Here is an 18,847-nt window from a genome sequence, read left to right as displayed (position 1 = left end):
TTTTGATGGTCTAACTAATATTTTGTACCAACCAGTATAAGTCAGAGTGAACGCCAGCAGCAGTCACTTCTTTACCCGCACCGGGGCCTTGTATCACTAATGCGTTTTGCTTATACCACTGGGTATTAATCACAAAAATATTATCGCCAGGGGTCAAATTCGCAACCGCTTCGCTTTTTGGTACATAGGTAATCCCTACCTTAGCGTTTAGCGTGTTGTTTTCAAACTCTAATAACCCGGTGTAGCACAGTACAGCATTTTGTTGCTGAGCCGCTTGCGCATGCTGCTCAATAAATGCATCTAAACGAGCCTTATTATCAATAAAGTCATTCCAGCTGCCTGCACTTAACTCATCGGGCATCAAAGCAGATAAAGAAATGTCATCAAGTTCCAATTCAATACCTAATTCACGCGCTAAAATAAGCAACTTACGTTGCATATCTCGTCCAGATAAGTCTTCTCGAGGATCAGGCTCTGTGAACCCCAAAGCTTGCGCTTCTATAACTAAATCTGAAAACGCTTTACTGCCATCATACATACTGCATAACCATGACAGCGTGCCTGAAAACACGCCTTCTATTCGCGTTATTTTATCGCCACTATTTTGTAAATCAGCCAAGGCAAAATTAATCGGTAGTCCGGCTCCTACACTTGCATTATAACGCCAATGTAAGCCACGTTGAGCAAGGCTTTCACGTAGTGTTTGATACCACGAAAGCGATGCGGTTCCCGCGTATTTATTAGCACTAATTAGATGGCAGTTTAATTCAACTAACTTACTATAAAGCTGACTAAAATGTTCACTGGCGGTAATGTCGATCACTATTTTATGTTCATACTCAAGAGTATCTATGTATGACAATAAATCGGCTTGTTTATAGGAGCTTGCATGGTTTTCCCATTGAAGTTGCCAGCTTTCACAGTCTAATCCATTAGCATTCACCAGCATCTGCTCTGAGCGTAAAAGCGCTACTAACTTGACGTTAAAATCAGTTGATAAGCGTGCTAGTTGAGCAGGTAATTGGCGCATAAACTCAGCACCTACATTACCAAGTCCTGCAATAATTAAAGCTATTTCTTGTGCTTTATTAATGAGCTTGTCATGTAACAGGCTCAGCACATCACTTTCAAGTACTTGATCGGTTAATAGTAACGTATATCCCTCACCGTAATGGGTAAACCGAGGCTGGATAGATTGTGTTTGTAATAAGGCTTCACTTTGCTTACCAAGCGGCGCTACCTCTTGATCAGGTGCAATAATCGCCACCCCATTTAAGTTTGACTCACTAATATTGGCGCGGCCAGCAAAATAATTAGCCACCTGATGTGTCGCTGACGCAGGGACTAGTAAGTAGATTTCGCCTTCGTGTTCAAAGTGATGCAAACTATGCTGAATAAGTTGGCTAACATGTGCTACTTCGCCTTCACTCAGATCATCAACAATGAGTAAATCCACATTATTTACTGTGGTTAAAAAGCGTTTTTGTTTACTCATTCCTAGTTTAACTATTTCGGTATGACTGCCTTGAGGATCGTAACTACTGCGAACAACTAATTCTATATCGGTATCTTTTAATGGCGATAATGTTTTAGCGTGTAATACTGGATTACCTAACCTCGCTAATAAATTCGCTTGATCACGGCACACTCGCGCATACTTAACCGCATTAGCAACCTTACGCGGATCAGTACTAAAAACACCTTGAGTGTCAGTCCAAATAGAGACTTTTTTAGCATTGCAATACCGCGCTAATAAAGTGGCACTGTAATCGCTGCCATTTCGCCCTAAGGTCACTGTTTCACCATGTAAATCAGCCGCAATAAACCCAGTAACTACATTAATTTTACTCGTCTGTATGGCTTTTAAGCACTGCAGCTGATTATTAGCATGCTGCAGCTGTCCGGTATCTAACGTAAATAACTGCCTAGCGTCATGGGCACAAGCGCTAACGTTAAGCAGTTCTAAGTAAGCGCTTAGTAACCTTGCAGACCACAATTCACCATGTGCTAATAACGCAGCTTCAGCTAATGTCCCTTGCTTAGCCTGATTGGTAATAATACTGAGCTCAGTTTCAAGTAAATCAAGCGCATGGTGCTTAGCGTTAGCTATTAATAATTGCTCAATTAGAGCTATTTGATGGTTGCTCAATAGCAATACAATATCAGCAATAGCTTGAGTGTCTTGCTGTTGGTAGCTTTGCCACAGTTTAACTAAGGTATCGGTGGTTTTACCGGCAGCCGATACCACCACACAATCCCCAGCTTGAGCGTGAGTTAAAATAATATTTGCGACACTTTTAAAGCGATCCGCTGAGCTTAAACTCGAACCACCAAATTTATGAACCTGATTTACCATATTAATACCGACTCGCATTTATGTTTTGTATTTTGAAGATTGGTATGCACTACCATAACGCCGGATGCGCCGCGTTTAACTTTGCTGAACCAAATGACTCACTAGCACCACTTTTTGCCGATAGCCCGGTATCGGCTTGCCCTGGGCGCACCAAATTAAATACCCTGTCTAAGTCAGCGAGTAAATCATTTACATCTTCAATCCCTACCGAGATACGAATAAGCGTGTCGCCTACTCCGGCTTCTGCACGCGCGGTTGCGTCCATGCCGGCGTGGGTCATAGTCGCAGGGTGACAAATCAAACTTTCTACTCCACCTAATGATTCCGCTAAGCTAAATTCATTTAAGCGCGTTAAAAACGCTGCAGCATCGTTTATATCGCCTTTTATATCAAAGCTAACCATAGCACCAAAGCCAAGCTGCTGCGCCTTAGCTAGCGCATGTTGAGGGTGTGATTCAAGACCTGGGTAGTAAACTTGGGCAACAAACTGGGAGCGTTCTAAATACTGTGCAATGGCGAGTGCATTTTCTTGGTGTTGCCTTAAACGCACGTTTAACGTACGTAAGCCTCTGAGCGTTAAATAGCTATCAAATGGCGCGCCGGTGATGCCAATGTTATTTGCCCACCACGCTAACTCTTCACCTAACTCAGCAGTCGCTGCGATAACCGCGCCACCAACAACGTCTGAATGGCCATTGATATATTTTGTGGTTGAGTGCACCACAATATCAGCGCCAAACTTAATCGGGTTTTGTAATGCTGGCGATAAAAATGTGTTGTCGGCGGCAACCAGTGCACCACACTGTTTAGCTGTATCAGTTACCGCTTTAATATCTGTTAAGCGTAAAATAGGATTGCTAGGTGTTTCAATCCAAATCAGCTTAGGTTTAATAGCAAGGATGCGTGTCAAACTGTCGCTTTTGGTAAAATCGACCACTTCTAGTTTTAATAAGCCGCGCTTTTCTAGCGAAGTAAATAAGCGATAGCTGCCCCCATAACAGTCATGAGGGATCACTAACGTATCGTCACTATTAAGTAATTGTGTTGTTAGGTGAACGGCTGCCATGCCTGTTGCGGTAATAATGCCTTTAGCGCCACCTTCAAGCTCCGTGAGCGCCTCAGCCAAAATGTCACGATTAGGGTTACCACTGCGGCCATAATCATATTGACGCTTTGTATCAAAGTCAGCAAATGAGTAAGTTGTTGATAAATAAAGCGGTGGAACAACCGCACCATGCTGTTTGTCGGCTTCTATTCCACTACGAACAGCAATTGTTGCCTTATTTTTTTCACTCATTTTCGCTACCTTTACTAATTTGGATGTTTAGACGTCTAAAAGGTAGCGCATGCAATTTAAGATGTCAAAACATTTAAATGTCTAGATAGCTAAATAACTAGTATTTGACTATCTTTTTTAAACCGATAGAATTTCACGCATATTTACACGCTTTGATGCTGTGTGAGCAATTTATAATCTGAGGCAACGATACATCTTATGGCTAAATGGAATGGTGAATATATTCACCCATACGCAGAACACGGGAAAAAATCCGAACAAGTAAAGAAGATCACCGTTTCGATCCCGCTAAATGTATTAAAAGTATTAACTGATGAACGTACTCGTCGTCAAATAAACAACTTACGTCATGCAACAAATAGCGAGCTTTTATGCGAAGCGTTTTTGCATGCGTTTACCGGGCAACCGCTGCCTAATGATGATGATTTGCGTAAAGATAACGCAGAAAAAGTACCTGAAGAAGTGAAGAAAATAATGCAAGAAATGGGACTAGAAGTGCCTATTTTAAATGAAGACTAGAAGGGTCTTTATACAAAAAAACCTCAGCAAATGCTGAGGTTTTTTTTGCGCTAATTTACACTTAACAATTACGCCATGTAGTTTTCTGGCATATCAATTTGTGCCACACCTGAATCAACCGCCGCCTGCGCAACCGCTTTAGCTATACGTGGTAACAAACGTGGATCCATTGGTTTTGGTATAATATATTTAGCACCAAACTCTAATTTGTCGATGCCTGCGGCAGTAAGCACTTCAGCCGGTACGGGCTCTTTAGCAATACTGCGGATTGCTTCTACAGCAGCAATTTTCATCTCGTCGTTTATTTCACTGGCACGTACATCTAACGCACCACGGAAAATAAACGGAAAACACAATACGTTATTAACTTGATTCGGATAATCAGAGCGACCTGTAGCCATAATTAAATCGTTACGTGCAGCGTGTGCTAATTGCGGATCGATTTCAGGATCGGGGTTTGAACAAGCAAATACCACGGGTCTATCAGCCATTAATTTTAAATCTTCAGGGGCTAATAAATTAGGGCCCGATACACCCACAAACACATCGGCATCTTCAATTACATCTTGTAAAGTACGTTTATCGGTATTGTTTGCAAATAATTGCTTATATTCATTCAAGTCATCACGACGCGTATGAATAACTCCTTTGCGATCTAACATATAAATATGTTCACGCAACGCGCCACATTTAATTAAAAGCTCCATACAGGCAACAGCTGCAGCGCCGGCACCTAAACATACAATAATTGCATCTTCAATTGCTTTGCCCTGTACTTCCAGCGCGTTTAGCATACCCGCAGCCGTTACAATAGCCGTACCATGCTGATCATCATGAAAAACAGGAATGCTACAACGCTCTATAAGCGCTTTTTCTATTTCAAAACACTCGGGCGCTTTAATATCTTCTAAATTAATTCCACCAAAGGTGTCGGCAATATTAGCCACCGTGTTAATAAAGTCTTCGGTAGTACGGTGCTTAACTTCAATATCTATAGAGTCTAACCCTGCAAAACGCTTAAATAGTAGCGCTTTACCTTCCATAACTGGTTTTGAAGCCAGTGGACCTAAATTACCTAAGCCTAAAATTGCGGTGCCGTTAGTAATAACCGCAACCATATTTCCTTTACCAGTATATTTGTAGGCATTTGCTGGATCAGCGGCAATTTCACGAACAGGTTCTGCGACACCGGGGCTGTATGCGAGCGCGAGGTCTTTAACCGTCTCAGCGGGCTTGGTCAGCTCAATACTGATTTTACCTGGAACGGGATGGGCATGGTAATGTAGTGCTTGTTCACGAAAATCTGACATAACGCGATTATATCCTGCAATTTAAGTTAAAGTGAGAGGTAGTTTTTAATCTACGATACCTTTATTATTTTTAAATTCCAAGCAATATCAGGTCTATCCTGTTATATGCTAGAACTGTTAATTTTAAGTGATTTATCAGCAACTTCCCTAGATTATCCTGACATTTTTAAAATATAAATTCGTCATAAAAATGAAAAACACAGGTACTTTTTGCCCTTGTTCTATTTTTATAAAGCGTATTTTTTAGTCTTAAATTAAAATAGTGAAATACCGAATTTTATTTAACTTTAAACACAAATAACCTCACGTTACCTGCATTTGAGTACCATCTTTAAAGTTTAACAAATAAAAATATAGAGAATATTGGCTGTTTTGTCTGCAAATGTTTATGCATACTCAGAATAAGAACAGGAAATAGTTATGCAAAAAAAATAAATACAAAATTGCTAAGAAAGCAGGTAGGAAAGTAAATTTTGGCCACAAAAAAAGCACCCTAAGGTGCTTTTTTTACATAGAAACAAAAAATTATTTTTTGCTGCTAAGTGCACCGAAGCGCTTGTTGAAGCGATCAACACGGCCGCCAGTGTCTAAAATCTTTTGCTTACCAGTGTAAAACGGGTGACACGCAGAACATACGTCTAAGTGAATGTCTTTACACAGAGTAGAACGAGTTTCGAATTTGTTTCCGCATGAACAAGTTGCAGAAATTACTTCGTACTTAGGGTGAATACCTTCTTTCATAGGAACCTCTAGTTAAGGCCGCATCGCTCTCCAAACCCGAAGTCTGGCACCATACGTCGTTAAAACAAATTTATTGGTCGCGAATTTTATCCAACAACCTGCACGCACACAAGCTTTAATTACCCTTTTTGCTAAAAAGTCGGCAAACACCTATTGATTACTGATTTGTCGGTAGGCTTTTAATGCTATTTTTAGTACATTAAACCATTACGTTAATTGGTTGAGTTGTTATGCGTTTTGCTGAAGTTGCAATAAAAGTCCCCTTGCCTCGCACCTTTGATTATAAAGTGGATGAGCAATTAGCACCACTGACTCAATTACAGCCTGGTATGCGTGTGTTAGTCCCTTTTGGCAATCAACGTAAAGTAGCGGTTATCCTTAGCTTAAAAGCGGATACAGCAGTCCCCGAAGGCAAAATCAAATCTATTATTGAAGTTATTGACGACTCACCGGTGTTATCTGCGCAGCATTTAGAGCTACTGAAGTTTACAGCGCGTTATTATTGCTATCCACTCGGTGAAACTATTCATATTGCATTGCCCAGTGCACTGCGCCAAGGTGAGTGCCCTGATAAAACCAGTATAAACATGGTGACATTAAGCGAAAAGGGGGCACTTTTACCGTCTTTAAAAGCTAAAACACAGCTTAATTTGCTTAAGCAATTATCAGCATCCGGTAAATCATCATTAACCGAACTCAAAGCCCTCGGGTTTAATAAAAAAACCATTGATACCCTTTTAGATAAAGAGCTAATAATTCAAACCATTGAGCACGACAATCAATGGCAACATACCTCGCCAACGGTTGGCAGCAAACCTCGTTTGAATAAAGAGCAATCCATTGCCTGCACTGCAATTAATCAAAGTACGGGGTTTAATAGCTTTTTGCTAGAAGGTGTCACTGGCAGCGGAAAAACCGAAGTTTACCTGCAATGCCTAGAAGAAGTATTAAAACGTGGCGAACAGGCGTTAGTGCTCGTTCCTGAAATCGGGCTAACGCCTCAAACGGTCAATCGTTTTAGACGTCGCTTTCCTGACACCCCTATTATGTTATGGCACTCGGCATTAACCGATAACGAGCGTCTGCAAACATGGCGCTTTTGTGAAAAAGGCAGTTGCGCCATTGTTATAGGTACCCGTTCGAGTATTTTTCTGCCATTTTTAAAGCTCGGGATGATTGTGGTTGATGAGGAGCATGATGCCTCATTTAAACAACAAGACACTTTACGCTATCATGCCCGTGATTTAGCTGCGTATCGTGCCTATCAGCATCAAATTCCACTTATTTTAGGTAGCGCCACGCCGGCATTAGAAACACTGCATAAAGCAATTAATAACAAATACCAGTTACTCACATTAAGTGAGCGCGCACAAACCGCCACCGATAATCAGTTTAAGCTGCTTGACATGAAAGGTCAGCCTGATCGAGCCGGTATTGCACATGCCAGTCTTGCAATAATGCGCCAGCACCTGAATAGAGGAAAGCAGGTGATGGTATTTTTAAATCGCCGTGGGTTTTCTCCTACCTTGATTTGTCATGAATGTGGTTGGTTGAGTGAATGTAACCGCTGCAGCACCAGTGCGACTTTTCATAAGGCAATAGGCCAAATGATTTGCCACCATTGTGGCGATCAATATCATGTACCACATCAATGCCCTGACTGTGGTAGTACGCAAATCTTTCCTAACGGCAAAGGCACCGAGCAAATAGAAGAGTTTTTAAGTAGTGAATTTGCAGACACCCCGATCAGCCGTATCGACCGTGATTCAACTCGGCGTAAAGGTAGCCTTGAAAAAGCACTGGATGAAATAAACCAAGGCGGCGCACGTATTTTAGTTGGTACGCAAATGCTGGCAAAAGGTCACCATTTTGCTGATGTTAGCTTAGTACTTATTTTAGATGTCGATAGTGGTTTGTATTCGTGTGACTTTAGGGCTACTGAGCATTTAGCACAATTAGTAACTCAAGTTGCAGGACGCGCGGGACGTTCTGGCGAACCCGGTGAAGTATTATTACAAACGCACTTTCCTGAGCACCCGTTATTACAAGATTTAGTTAATAATGGCTATCAAGATTTTGCCCGCTTTGCACTCACTGAGCGAAGTGATGCGCAGTTGCCACCTATTACGAGTATGGCAATTGTTCGCGCACAAGGACATAACATAAAGCAAGTCGTCGACTTTCTAACGGATTTGGTTCCTGTCAATGGGGTATCTGGTATACAATTGCTCGGACCGATCCCCGCGCCATTAGAAAAAATTGCGGGAATGTATCGTTTTCAATTACATATTCAAGCGCAAGATCGACGCATACTACATCAGTATCTCGCGCAAATGGTTGATTATCTCAGCACTAGCAAACTTGCACAAAAAGTTCGCTGGAGTTTAGACGTAGACCCTACAGACATGATTTAGGTAAGGCCACATATAACACCATGGCACAGCACGATTATATTAATAAAAAACCAAAAAATAGAAAAAACATTAAACAAGAGCCGGCTAAAAAACCCTTCCCGTTTTTGTTGATCCTTATTGCCTTGTTACTAGTCGGTGGTTTTGCATACGGACTCTGGTTTGTTAAAAACAATGCCGATCCAGAGCTTGTTGAAAAGCAAGCAAATCCAACACCCGAAAAACAAGTAGAAATAGCTAAACCGCGGCCACCTAAATTTATTAAAGAAATTAAAGAGCATGAGATTCAGGTTGAAGTAAAAGAACTTGAACAAAAAGGCCCTTATGTCATGCAATGTGGTTCATTTAGAACCCATCAGCAAGCTGAAACCTTAAAAGCTAAAATAGCGTTTGCAGGATTAATTTCAGAAATCAAAAAAACCACAGGCAGCAATGGTATTTGGTACAAAGTGCGTTTAGGGCCTTATGAAACCAAGCGTCATGCAGAAAGTGACAAGAACAAACTTAAACGAATTAATATTGTCGGCTGCGGAATTTGGGGCTGGACTTGAATTTAAACCATTCACCCATATAACCTCTTCATAATCGTTTTTTACGCGCTGCTCCTTGCAGCGCGATGATGAGGAATAACATGACTACAATCGTAAGTGTACGCCGTGATGACAAAGTTGTTATTGGTGGTGACGGCCAAGTATCTCTTGGTAACACAGTAATGAAGGGCAATGCCCGAAAAGTTCGACGCCTTTATAATGGCAAAGTTATCGCTGGGTTTGCTGGCGGCACTTCTGATGCCTTTACTCTTTTCGAACGTTTTGAAAGCAAACTAGAAATGCACCAAGGTAACCTCACTAAAGCTGCTGTAGAAATGGCTAAAGATTGGCGTAGCGATCGTGCCCTGCGTAAACTTGAAGCTTTACTTGCTGTTGCTGATGAAACAGCTTCGCTAATTATCACCGGCAACGGTGACGTGGTGCAACCAGAAAACGACCTAATCGCAATTGGCAGCGGCGGTAACTTTGCGCAATCAGCTGCAACCGCCTTATTAGAAAATACCGACTTAAGTGCTCGTGAAATTGTAGAGAAAAGTCTAACAATTGCTGGCAACATCTGTGTATTTACGAATAACTTCCAAACTATCGAAGAATTGTAATAGGAACTCGCTATGTCTGATATGACCCCAAGAGAAATTGTTCATGAGCTAGACCAACATATTATTGGCCAAGCTAAAGCGAAAAAAGCGGTTGCTATTGCCCTTCGTAATCGCTGGCGCCGTATGCAGTTAAACGAAGACTTACGCGCAGAAGTAACGCCAAAAAATATCTTAATGATTGGCCCTACGGGTGTAGGTAAAACTGAGATTGCTCGTCGTTTAGCAAAGCTTGCCAATGCACCTTTTATTAAAGTTGAAGCCACTAAATTTACAGAAGTAGGTTATGTCGGTAAAGAAGTTGAAACTATCATCCGTGATTTAGTTGATGTTTCAATTAAAATGACACGAGAGCAACAAACTAAAAAGTTCAAACATCGCGCTGAAGAAGCGGCTGAAGAACGTATTTTAGATGTATTACTGCCTCCAGCGAAAGATCAATACGGTGAAGTTCAGCGCGATGAAAATTCATCGACACGCCAATCGTTTCGTAAAAAGTTACGCGAAGGCCAATTAGATGACAAAGAAATTGATATTGATTTAGCCCAAGCTCAACCTAATATTGAAATTATGGCTCCTCCTGGTATGGAAGAAATGACCAACCAGTTACAGGGAATGTTTCAAAACATGGGTGGTGATAAACGCACTAAGCGTAAGCTTAAAATTAAAGAAGCGTTTAAGTTACTTACTGAAGAAGAAGCCGGTAAACTGGTTAATCCTGAAGAATTAAAAGAACAGGCCATTTTTGCAGTAGAGCAAAACGGCATTGTGTTTATTGATGAAATAGACAAAATTTGTAAACGTGGTGAAGCCTCAGGCCCAGATGTAAGTCGTGAAGGTGTACAACGTGATTTACTTCCGCTTATTGAAGGCTCTACCGTTAATACCAAGCACGGCATGGTAAAAACTGACCACATGTTGTTTATTGCCTCAGGCGCATTCCAAATGTCTAAACCATCAGACATGATCCCTGAGTTACAAGGCCGTTTACCTATTCGTGTTGAACTTGAAGCACTCACAGCCGATGACTTTAAACGTATATTAACGGAGCCACACGCGTCACTTACTGAGCAACAACGCGAGCTACTCAAAACAGAGCAAGTCGCTATTGAATTTAGCGACGACGCAATTGAGCGTATTGCTAAGGCAGCATGGCAAGTAAACGAAAAAACCGAAAATATCGGTGCGCGTCGCCTTCATACAGTTATGGAAAGGCTAATGGAAGAGATTTCATATGACGCTTCTGAAAAAGCGGGTTCAAGCCTTGTTATCGATGCCGCCTACGTTGAAAAACACTTAGGTGCGCTAGTTGAAGATGAAGACTTAAGTCGTTTTATTCTTTAATTGAAAACACAAACAGTTATACTAAAAGCCTCCAATATGGAGGCTTTTTTGTAAGCGAGATGACGATGAAACAAGTTACAAAAGTGCACTATCATAGTGTGAGTAAAAATTTAGATGTTTATTTTGATGATAACTCTGAAGTTATATTTAGCGCTGAGTTTTTACGGGTACACTCTCCCTCAGCAGAGGTTCAAGGCCATGGATCTGAGCCTATGAAGTTAGTACTAAATAAACAAGCAGTGGGTATTAAAACCATTACGCCGGTAGGGCATTACGCGTTACGTTTAGAGTTTGACGATGGCCATAACAGCGGGCTGTTCAGCTGGCAATATTTTGCTAAGTTACAAGCTGAACAAACAAGCTTATGGGATACGTATTTAGAGCGTGTTAAACAACATGAAAACAACAAAGACAGCGTACCCATAAAGTTTGTCCCCTAGTATTTAGTCTGAACTTATACTCTGTGAATGAGAAAAAAGCGGCAATTAAGCCACTTTTTTCTGTTAGTAGTTAAACCTTATATTTTGAAATTGCTTGATGAAGTACCCTTGCTTGCTCAGAGACCTCTTCACTGGTTTGCGCATTAGTTTGTGAGTGAGCCGCAGCCCCCTCGGCAATATCTCGAATACGGACCACGTTTTTATTTACCTCAGAAGCCACCTGACTTTGCTCATCAATAGCAGTAGCAATATGTGTACTCATTTCCATAATAGTTTGCACATCAATGGTAATTGATCCTAGCAGCTCACCCGCTTTTGTTGCTTGTGTAGCACTTTCGCCACCTTGAGTACGACATTGGTGCATGATACTCACAACTTCTTGAGTACGCTGTTGTAGGGTGTTAATAATGCCTTCTATTTCGCTGGTTGACTCCTGTGTACGCTGTGCAAGTGAGCGCACTTCATCTGCAACAACCGCAAAGCCACGACCTTGTTCACCCGCTCTCGCCGCTTCAATGGCAGCATTTAAAGCAAGTAAATTAGTTTGCTCTGCAATCGCACGTATCACATCAAGCACAGAACCTATGGTTTCACCATCTTTTTCTAGCTGAGACACCACGCTGGAAGCTTTACCAAGTGAATCAGATAAGGCATTAATATGCTTAATGGTTGACTCTACTTCAACCTGACCTTGCTGGGCGCTTACATTGGTCGATTCAGCTTTTTTAGCGGCGGCTTCAGTATTGTGTGAAATATCTTGAATCGTTGCCTGCATTTCTGTAGCAGCGGTTGCTACCATATCCGCTTCATGTAATTGCTCTTGCATACCAGAGCTAGTCGCTGAGGTTGTTTCAGATAGATTCCCTGTTGCTATATTAAGCGTTGTTAGAGCCGTATTTACTTCATAGATGAGATCTTTAAAGTCACTAATTAAACTATTAAAGTCTATGGTCATCCTCGTTACTTCATCTTTCCCTTTATGCTCTATAAACAAGCTTAAGTCATTGCTTTTTCTGATCTTATCTATTGCTTGATAAACTTTTTCTATAGGTTGGATAATTGAACGACTGGTTAAGTACACAAGCAGCATAACGATAATACTTGCAATTATAAAAATGACTATTGCCAATAATTGCGCCTGCTGCGCCGTTTCAGTTACTTGCTCTTTAGTCGCAGTAGTGATCAAAGTGACCACTTCATCACTTTTCTTAACACTTATTCTCATTTTCCCTAGGGCACCCGAATTTAAATCGACGCCTAGTTCCACCTGCGCCTCTACCAATGCAGTAAATTTATTTTGGTAGTTGGTCATTAACGAGACCAATTGATTGCGTAAATTATTAGGTAGCTCTGCAGCATTTACTTGTTGTTTTAACTCGCTTGCTAATTTATTAAATCGATCTAAATACTTGGTATCTAAACGTAACATAAAATCTTTTTCAGCTCGGCGTAGCTGTAGCATAGTGGTGAGTAATTGGTAATTATTTTGCTCACTAAGCAATGTTTCTATTTTATGAACTGCTTCTCGCAGCTCGCCATATAAAGCGTCTTTTGGGTGCAACCCGATTTTACGCTGTAGTTTTACAACATTTTGAAAGTCGTCATAGTACTGTTGGGCTAACGTAGAAAATTGATTGACCTGAGCCGTAGCAATATTTAAATCTGCAGATAAAACAGATAGCTTTTCTAGTTTAAATTGTAGTTTTTTATATTCTTGTGCAAATAGCTCTAAACTAGACTCATCTTTGTAAAACAAAAAGTCTTTTTCGTATTTACGCATCGAAAGCTCATGCACATCTAGCTCTTCAGCGTACTGAATAGTTTCATTTAATTTAAGCATAATACGTGCTTCATAAATGATGATGCACAGCATAACAATCATGGCTAAGCCAACGATTAATGCGTTAAATTGTAAACGACGTTTAATCGTTAGATTCTGTAAAAAGTTCATTGTAAATACCTATATTAAATTTGCCAGTTCAGTATAACGTGATGCTTTCTTGTATTAACATAATTTTGTTACATGAAATAAACAATAATGCCTATCATTAAAAACCATAAAAAAGGGCTACCAGTAAAATTTAACCATTAACAAACTCCCTTTATACAAATGGACAATATAATCATCGGCCTGATCACAGTATTGTTTAATTTTAACAGTCTCGCCAATCAGAACTTAAATCTCTCGCACTTATAAACGCTCAGTCCATAGCTTTAAAAATATTTATTTATAAAGATGACAATTTTATTAAAAAATTATGAGTCGTGTTATTGATTTAGTTCTATTTCTGGCTAAATTTACTGCAATTAAGTCGTTGTTATTGAATATAAGGAGGGTATACTAAGTTACTAACTTATGTATCTTTTGAGGATAAAATAATGGATTACAGCACTTCTGATTTATGTGACCATTTCGCTGATGTGGTTGACGTGCTTGAACCTATGTTCATCAACTTTGGTGGTCGACACAGTTTTGGTGGCCGCATTAAAACGGTAAAATGTTTTGAAAATAATGAACTGATCCGTCAATTGCTTTCTCAAGATGGTACAGATCAGATTTTACTTATTGATGGTGGAGGCTCCACTCGTAGAGCCTTAATTGATATTGAACTGGCTGAGCTGGCACTTGAAAACAATTGGCAAGGTATTATTGTATATGGTGCACTGCGCCATGTTGATGAACTTGAAGAACTGGATTTAGGAATTCAAGCCATTGGATCAATTCCGGTTGCAGCTGACAGTGAAGGCGCGGGTGAAAGCGGCATAGGCGTTAACTTTGCGGGTGTATCATTTTTCGATGATGATTTTGTTTATGCCGACAGTACAGGTATTGTACTTTCTGCTGAAGAATTAGAGCTAGAAATAATAGAACTGTAGCGTGACAGCACACCTTAAAGTATATAACGAAAGCACGCTCAAGCGCATTTGTTCTAACCGTGCAGGTGAACAAAAAGCGTGGCAGTCAATGGCATTACTTGACGCAAACGTTAATATACAACAAGCGCTTACTGATGCTGCACAATTTGGTATGCGCTTTGTTTTACTGGGCGTTTGCGAAGACATTGGACCTAGAGCCAATTTAGGTAAAGGCGGAGCACAGCATGCTTGGCCCGCTTTTTTACAACACTTTTTAAACCAACCTCACAATCACGCTATTGCCATGCAAAAAGTGTTACTGCTTGGCGAAGTAAACCTCGATGACTTAATGGAACAAGCACACTCGCTTGATAACCAAAATCCTCTCGATTTAGACCAATTACGTCAGTTGTGCGCTGAGATTGATGTGCGGGTTGAAGCAATTTTAAGCATGATTTTTAAAGCCGGTCTTGAACCCATCATTATTGGTGGCGGACATAACAACTGCTTAGGTATTATTCGCTCGCTTGCAAAATATAAAAACAGCGCAATTAACGCCATTAATTTAGACCCCCATGCCGACTTTAGAGAGTGTGAAGGCAGACACAGTGGCAATGGTTTTCATTACGCCTATCAAGAGCAGCACCTTAACAGTTATCATGTAATTGGCTTACATGAGCTTAAAAATAATCAACAAATTTTTAATGCGATGCAAAGTGCAAAATTTAGTTTCACCAGCTATCAAGCGATTAATGTTAGGCGAGAAATAAGTTTAACGGAGGCAACTAACAATGCACTAAACGCATTTGATAACGCACCGTTAGGAATAGAAGTTGATTTAGATAGCCTAACCAACATGCCTGCAAGCGCATTTAATTATTGCGGTTTTGATGTTAGCGATGGCGAGCATTATGTTTATTTAGCTGCAAGTAATCATCACAGTGCTTATTTACATTTATGCGAAGCAGCACCGTCACAACATCCTCACTCTCTTGCTGCAGGTAAATTACAATGTGGTCAAGTAATCAGCGCCTTAGTAAATACCTACCTACAAACAAAGCAAAAAATCTAATCTTCCCTAGGGTCTGTTGACCTTTGCGGATTAAAATTTGTTCAAACTAGGGGCTATTTAATCGCGGCGCGAGGTTTGTAACCTAGTGGGCTAAGTAAAAATCGAGCAACAAAGAGTAAATCGCCCCTAGGCAGAACCCGAAGGGCTGCGCCTGTTTGGCATTGATGCTGCGTTATCGCCTATTTATGGGGAATAACCACACCACATAGGCTCTGCCTTGCCTAAATACCAAACAGACTGCTGCAAATTTAACCTTGAAAGATCAACAGACCCTAGTCTTCTTGTGCCTGTAACCACTGTTTAAACCAACTCATTAACCCTAAGCTACTTAAAGGGTGTCCAAAGTAGTAGCCTTGTGAGGCATAAGCTTTCAAACTTTTCACAAATTTAAGTTGGTCCAGTGTTTCAACACCTTCAAAAATCACTTTTGTTTGTTGCTGATTATGCATTTCTACCATGCCGCTTACTAAGCTGCGTATATTATTTTGATTACTAAAGTCAGCAGTTAAGGCAGGAGATACCTTAATATACTCCACCGCTAAACTTGGTAACTTAGAAAGTAATACAGGGTTATCACCTAAACCATCAACACACACTTTTAAACCTAAACTATTAAGCCTTGCGATCATGGCTCTGCCTTTATCATCGAGGCTGGTAAAAACATGAAGCGGACATTCAATAATTAAATCGCCTGGCCTTAGTTGATGCTCACCAATTACTCCGTAAACAAAATCAACAAACTCTTCATTGAGCATTTCTGGGCCAAATAAATTAACACTCAAAGGTACCGACATCCCTTCCATGCGAAGTGCCATGGCTAATTCGCCAGCACGCTCTATAACAAAGGTAGCCAGTGAATAACCAAGCCCTGCAATTCTAATATCATTTATAAATCGGCTTGCCGATAAGGTGCCTTGCGTGGGGTGTTGCCAACGTAATAACAATTCTAAAAATTCAATTTGGCCATCGCCGTTGCGAATAACGGGTTGAAAAAACAGCTCAAACTCATCAGCAAAGCTGATATTCGCAAGCTCTGTTAATCGCGCTTGTTGTTCTAAATGCTCAACCGTCATTTGTTGATGATAAGCCACTATTTGTTTACTTGGCTGACTATCAAGTGCCAAATACGCATAACTAATTAAATCATCAAAGCTCGTACTTTGTTGATCGCAATGAACATAACTGGCTCTTACCTTTACTTCAATAGTGCAATTAGCTACGTTAAAGGGCTTTAATGTAGCGCCAATAATTTGCTTGATAAGCTGTTGATGTAAATGATTATGGCTTTGTAGATCACAAATAAACGCAAAATTTAACCCGCCTAAATGCGCTAATTTAGCATGCGGAGCAAGGAACAACACTTCATCACTGTCTAGTAAGTCTTTTATTCGATTTGCCGACTGCGACAACAATAAGTCACCAAAATCTCGTCCAATATGCTGATTTACCTGCGCAAACCCCTCTAGCCTTAATACAATAAGTGCGGCTCTGAATGAACCTTCATTGGTAAGCTCATTATACTTTTGACGTAACTGTTGTTTATCGGGGAAGCTGGCTAAGGGTGAGTTTTCAACATACACCTCAGGCTCGGTTTGCGGCTTTAAAGGCGCAGTAGTTTTAGGCTCATTATCAGCTAAAAAACCACTGACTGAGAGCAGTAAAATAGCCATGAGCAACCACGCTAAATGCAGCGTAAAAAAGAGATACCCTATTAATAATAAAACAAGAAATGCGCTTGCACAGGCACTGATAAGAAGCGGTTTTTTTTGCTTTTGTAACTTCGCTTGATATAAATTAAAACCAAAACCTAGCGCTAGTAAAATAGCGAGCCAAGGTATTGCACTACTGACCATAGCTAAGCCAATGAGCCCAGTACATAAAAAGCTGAGTCTCATAACGTTACTTTTAACGGTTAATAGCGTGGCAACCATTGCCATTAAAAGTGCACCACTTAAAAAAATAGCTAAATTGCTGTAGCTCAATAACGTTCCATCCATAGCTGACGTACTCACTGACATTAAATAAAACATAGGTTTAAGAGTTAATTTTATACAAACTAACTAAGTTTACCCAATATCCATAAATTTAACAGTTTATTTACCCCAAACTGATAACTTAATTGTGCAGGGTGGTCAATTTGCCAATGAGCTATATCTGCGCGAGCGCCAACTTTTAATACCCCTCTATCAGTAAAACCTAAAGCACGAGCCGCATGTGCTGTTACGCCAGTTAATGCCTGCTCTGGGGTGAAATTAAATAAGGTACAGGCCATATTCATCATTAATTGCAACGAACACAAGGGTGATGTGCCGGGATTAAAGTCACTGGCGATCGCAATGGGTACTTTGTATTTCTTTAACAGCTCAATTGGTGGGTATTTCGTTTCTTTTAAAAAATAAAAAGCCCCAGGCAGTAATACCGCCACAGTGCCTGCGTTTGCCATAGCTTTAACGCCGGCTTCATCAAGGTATTCTAAATGATCAGCCGACAGGCCATTGTATTGTGCTACCAGCGCTGCACCGTGTTGATTTGATAATTGCTCGGCATGACACTTGATTGCCAAACCCTGTTTTTTAGCTGCATCAAATACGCGTTGTGTTTGTGCGTAGCTAAAGCCAATATCTTCACAAAATACGTCAACTGCATCCACTAGGTCATGTTCAACAAGCGTGCTTAGCATTTCATTGCATACCAAATCTATGTAATCATCACTGCGGTTTTTAAACTCCAAAGGTAGCGCATGTGCCCCTAAAAAGGTGTTAACCACTTCAATAGGATGATGTTGATTTAATAGCCTAGCCACCTCCAATATTTTTTTCTCATTGTCTATATCAAGCCCATACCCTGACTTAATTTCAACCGTCGTCACCCCTTCAGCTAACAATGCATTTAAACGCTCTTTTGCTGCTACAAATAACTGTTCGTGGTCAGCCTCTCGGGTTGCTTTAACTGTACTTGCTATTCCCCCTCCCTGCGCGGCTATTTGCTGATAGCTCACGCCCTGCAAACGCTGCTCAAACTCTTGCGCACGAGAACCGGCAAACACTAAATGTGTATGGCAATCAATTAAGCCTGGGGTTAACCATTGCCCTTTTACACTTAATATCGGGGTGGCTAACACATCAAAATTAGGTAAGTCAGCTTGCTTACCTAGCCACACTATTTTGCCATTTTTAATAGCTAATGCCGCATTTTCTATCGCCCCATAAGGCGCATCAATATTGCTATCCATGGTCGCAATGTTGGCATCTGTGAGCAATAAATCGATATCATTTAACTGTTCTGTAGATTCTGTGGCTTGCATAAGTTTCTCCGCGATAATGTTCAAACGAGTTTAACAACACATCTTGTATA

General features: G+C 40.6%; 15 protein-coding genes. 8 read left to right on the top strand and 7 right to left on the bottom strand.

Annotated elements, in window-relative coordinates:
• Nucleotides 1-10: 10 nt before the first annotated feature.
• Nucleotides 11-2,356: a bifunctional aspartate kinase/homoserine dehydrogenase II gene (gene metL, locus ACTRWE_RS03550; protein ID WP_462879503.1), complete on the bottom strand. Its 2,346-nt coding sequence runs from the start codon at nt 2,354-2,356 to the stop codon at nt 11-13.
• 49 nt (nt 2,357-2,405) lie between these two features.
• Nucleotides 2,406-3,653 (bottom strand): cystathionine gamma-synthase, encoded by a 1,248-nt coding sequence (gene metB / locus ACTRWE_RS03545; protein WP_462879502.1) that lies wholly within the window; start codon nt 3,651-3,653, stop codon nt 2,406-2,408.
• 198 nt (nt 3,654-3,851) lie between these two features.
• Between metB and metJ the strand changes: the two genes are divergently transcribed.
• The gene (gene metJ / locus ACTRWE_RS03540) at nt 3,852-4,172 is read left to right on the top strand and encodes a met regulon transcriptional regulator MetJ (RefSeq protein WP_008115021.1); all 321 of its coding nucleotides are present in this window, start codon (nt 3,852-3,854) and stop codon (nt 4,170-4,172) included.
• A gap of 68 nt (nt 4,173-4,240) precedes the next feature.
• Here the strand turns inward: metJ and ACTRWE_RS03535 are convergent, their stop codons facing one another.
• A complete protein-coding gene (locus ACTRWE_RS03535; RefSeq protein ID WP_016899301.1) occupies nt 4,241-5,482 on the bottom strand; it encodes a malic enzyme-like NAD(P)-binding protein in 1,242 nt (413 codons plus the stop codon).
• 525 nt (nt 5,483-6,007) lie between these two features.
• Nucleotides 6,008-6,223 (bottom strand): 50S ribosomal protein L31, encoded by a 216-nt coding sequence (gene rpmE / locus ACTRWE_RS03530; RefSeq protein ID WP_008115018.1) that lies wholly within the window; start codon nt 6,221-6,223, stop codon nt 6,008-6,010.
• 230 nt (nt 6,224-6,453) lie between these two features.
• On the opposite strand from rpmE, the gene priA reads away from it, so the two are divergent.
• From priA to ACTRWE_RS03505, 5 genes are all read left to right on the top strand, one after another.
• Nucleotides 6,454-8,637: a primosomal protein N' gene (gene priA / locus ACTRWE_RS03525; RefSeq protein ID WP_462879501.1), complete on the top strand. Its 2,184-nt coding sequence runs from the start codon at nt 6,454-6,456 to the stop codon at nt 8,635-8,637.
• 20 nt (nt 8,638-8,657) lie between these two features.
• Nucleotides 8,658-9,185: an SPOR domain-containing protein gene (locus ACTRWE_RS03520; protein WP_462879500.1), complete on the top strand. Its 528-nt coding sequence runs from the start codon at nt 8,658-8,660 to the stop codon at nt 9,183-9,185.
• Between the two features lie 80 nt (nt 9,186-9,265).
• Nucleotides 9,266-9,784, top strand: a complete 519-nt coding sequence (gene hslV / locus ACTRWE_RS03515) for an ATP-dependent protease subunit HslV (RefSeq protein WP_462879499.1) — start codon at nt 9,266-9,268, stop codon at nt 9,782-9,784.
• Between the two features lie 12 nt (nt 9,785-9,796).
• On the top strand, nt 9,797-11,125 hold the full coding sequence (gene hslU / locus ACTRWE_RS03510; protein WP_013463899.1) for an HslU--HslV peptidase ATPase subunit: 1,329 nt from the start codon (nt 9,797-9,799) through the stop codon (nt 11,123-11,125).
• Between the two features lie 65 nt (nt 11,126-11,190).
• Nucleotides 11,191-11,565 carry a gamma-butyrobetaine hydroxylase family protein gene (locus tag ACTRWE_RS03505; RefSeq protein WP_008115008.1) on the top strand — a complete coding sequence of 125 codons (375 nt, stop codon included), beginning with the start codon at nt 11,191-11,193 and terminating at the stop codon, nt 11,563-11,565.
• A 70-nt stretch (nt 11,566-11,635) separates the two neighbouring features.
• Here ACTRWE_RS03505 and ACTRWE_RS03500 read toward each other — a convergent pair whose 3' ends face one another.
• The gene (locus ACTRWE_RS03500; protein WP_090494865.1) at nt 11,636-13,516 is read right to left on the bottom strand and encodes a methyl-accepting chemotaxis protein; all 1,881 of its coding nucleotides are present in this window, start codon (nt 13,514-13,516) and stop codon (nt 11,636-11,638) included.
• A gap of 428 nt (nt 13,517-13,944) precedes the next feature.
• On the opposite strand from ACTRWE_RS03500, the gene rraA reads away from it, so the two are divergent.
• The gene (gene rraA, locus ACTRWE_RS03495; protein WP_008115004.1) at nt 13,945-14,442 is read left to right on the top strand and encodes a ribonuclease E activity regulator RraA; all 498 of its coding nucleotides are present in this window, start codon (nt 13,945-13,947) and stop codon (nt 14,440-14,442) included.
• 1 nt (nt 14,443) lies between these two features.
• A complete protein-coding gene (locus ACTRWE_RS03490) occupies nt 14,444-15,493 on the top strand; it encodes a formimidoylglutamase (RefSeq protein ID WP_090494866.1) in 1,050 nt (349 codons plus the stop codon).
• A 272-nt stretch (nt 15,494-15,765) separates the two neighbouring features.
• On the opposite strand, the gene ACTRWE_RS03485 is transcribed toward ACTRWE_RS03490, so the two are convergent.
• Both ACTRWE_RS03485 and hutI read right to left on the bottom strand, forming a co-directional pair.
• On the bottom strand, nt 15,766-17,490 hold the full coding sequence (locus ACTRWE_RS03485) for an EAL domain-containing protein (protein ID WP_462879535.1): 1,725 nt from the start codon (nt 17,488-17,490) through the stop codon (nt 15,766-15,768).
• Between the two features lie 59 nt (nt 17,491-17,549).
• Nucleotides 17,550-18,797 (bottom strand): imidazolonepropionase, encoded by a 1,248-nt coding sequence (hutI, locus tag ACTRWE_RS03480; protein ID WP_411738136.1) that lies wholly within the window; start codon nt 18,795-18,797, stop codon nt 17,550-17,552.
• Nucleotides 18,798-18,847: the final 50 nt, after the last annotated feature.

Source organism: Pseudoalteromonas sp. G5_S1_54_S4 (genome assembly GCF_054968565.1).
The sequence above is the reverse complement of the archived record's forward strand: the minus strand, read 5'-3'. Positions and strand labels throughout refer to the sequence as shown.

What these genes read in the sequence shown, in the direction of transcription:
- rraA (WP_008115004.1), top strand. Translation starts at nt 13,945, where the DNA reads ATGGATTACAGCACTTCTGATTTATGTGACCATTTCGCTGATGTGGTT.
- priA (WP_462879501.1), top strand. Translation starts at nt 6,454, where the DNA reads ATGCGTTTTGCTGAAGTTGCAATAAAAGTCCCCTTGCCTCGCACCTTT.
- metJ (WP_008115021.1), top strand. Translation starts at nt 3,852, where the DNA reads ATGGCTAAATGGAATGGTGAATATATTCACCCATACGCAGAACACGGG.
- hutI (WP_411738136.1), bottom strand. Translation starts at nt 18,797, where the DNA reads ATGCAAGCCACAGAATCTACAGAACAGTTAAATGATATCGATTTATTG.
- metB (WP_462879502.1), bottom strand. Translation starts at nt 3,653, where the DNA reads ATGAGTGAAAAAAATAAGGCAACAATTGCTGTTCGTAGTGGAATAGAA.
- ACTRWE_RS03500 (WP_090494865.1), bottom strand. Translation starts at nt 13,516, where the DNA reads ATGAACTTTTTACAGAATCTAACGATTAAACGTCGTTTACAATTTAAC.
- ACTRWE_RS03485 (WP_462879535.1), bottom strand. Translation starts at nt 17,490, where the DNA reads ATGGATGGAACGTTATTGAGCTACAGCAATTTAGCTATTTTTTTAAGT.
- ACTRWE_RS03535 (WP_016899301.1), bottom strand. Translation starts at nt 5,482, where the DNA reads ATGTCAGATTTTCGTGAACAAGCACTACATTACCATGCCCATCCCGTT.
- metL (WP_462879503.1), bottom strand. Translation starts at nt 2,356, where the DNA reads ATGGTAAATCAGGTTCATAAATTTGGTGGTTCGAGTTTAAGCTCAGCG.
- hslU (WP_013463899.1), top strand. Translation starts at nt 9,797, where the DNA reads ATGTCTGATATGACCCCAAGAGAAATTGTTCATGAGCTAGACCAACAT.
- hslV (WP_462879499.1), top strand. Translation starts at nt 9,266, where the DNA reads ATGACTACAATCGTAAGTGTACGCCGTGATGACAAAGTTGTTATTGGT.
- rpmE (WP_008115018.1), bottom strand. Translation starts at nt 6,223, where the DNA reads ATGAAAGAAGGTATTCACCCTAAGTACGAAGTAATTTCTGCAACTTGT.
- ACTRWE_RS03520 (WP_462879500.1), top strand. Translation starts at nt 8,658, where the DNA reads ATGGCACAGCACGATTATATTAATAAAAAACCAAAAAATAGAAAAAAC.
- ACTRWE_RS03505 (WP_008115008.1), top strand. Translation starts at nt 11,191, where the DNA reads ATGAAACAAGTTACAAAAGTGCACTATCATAGTGTGAGTAAAAATTTA.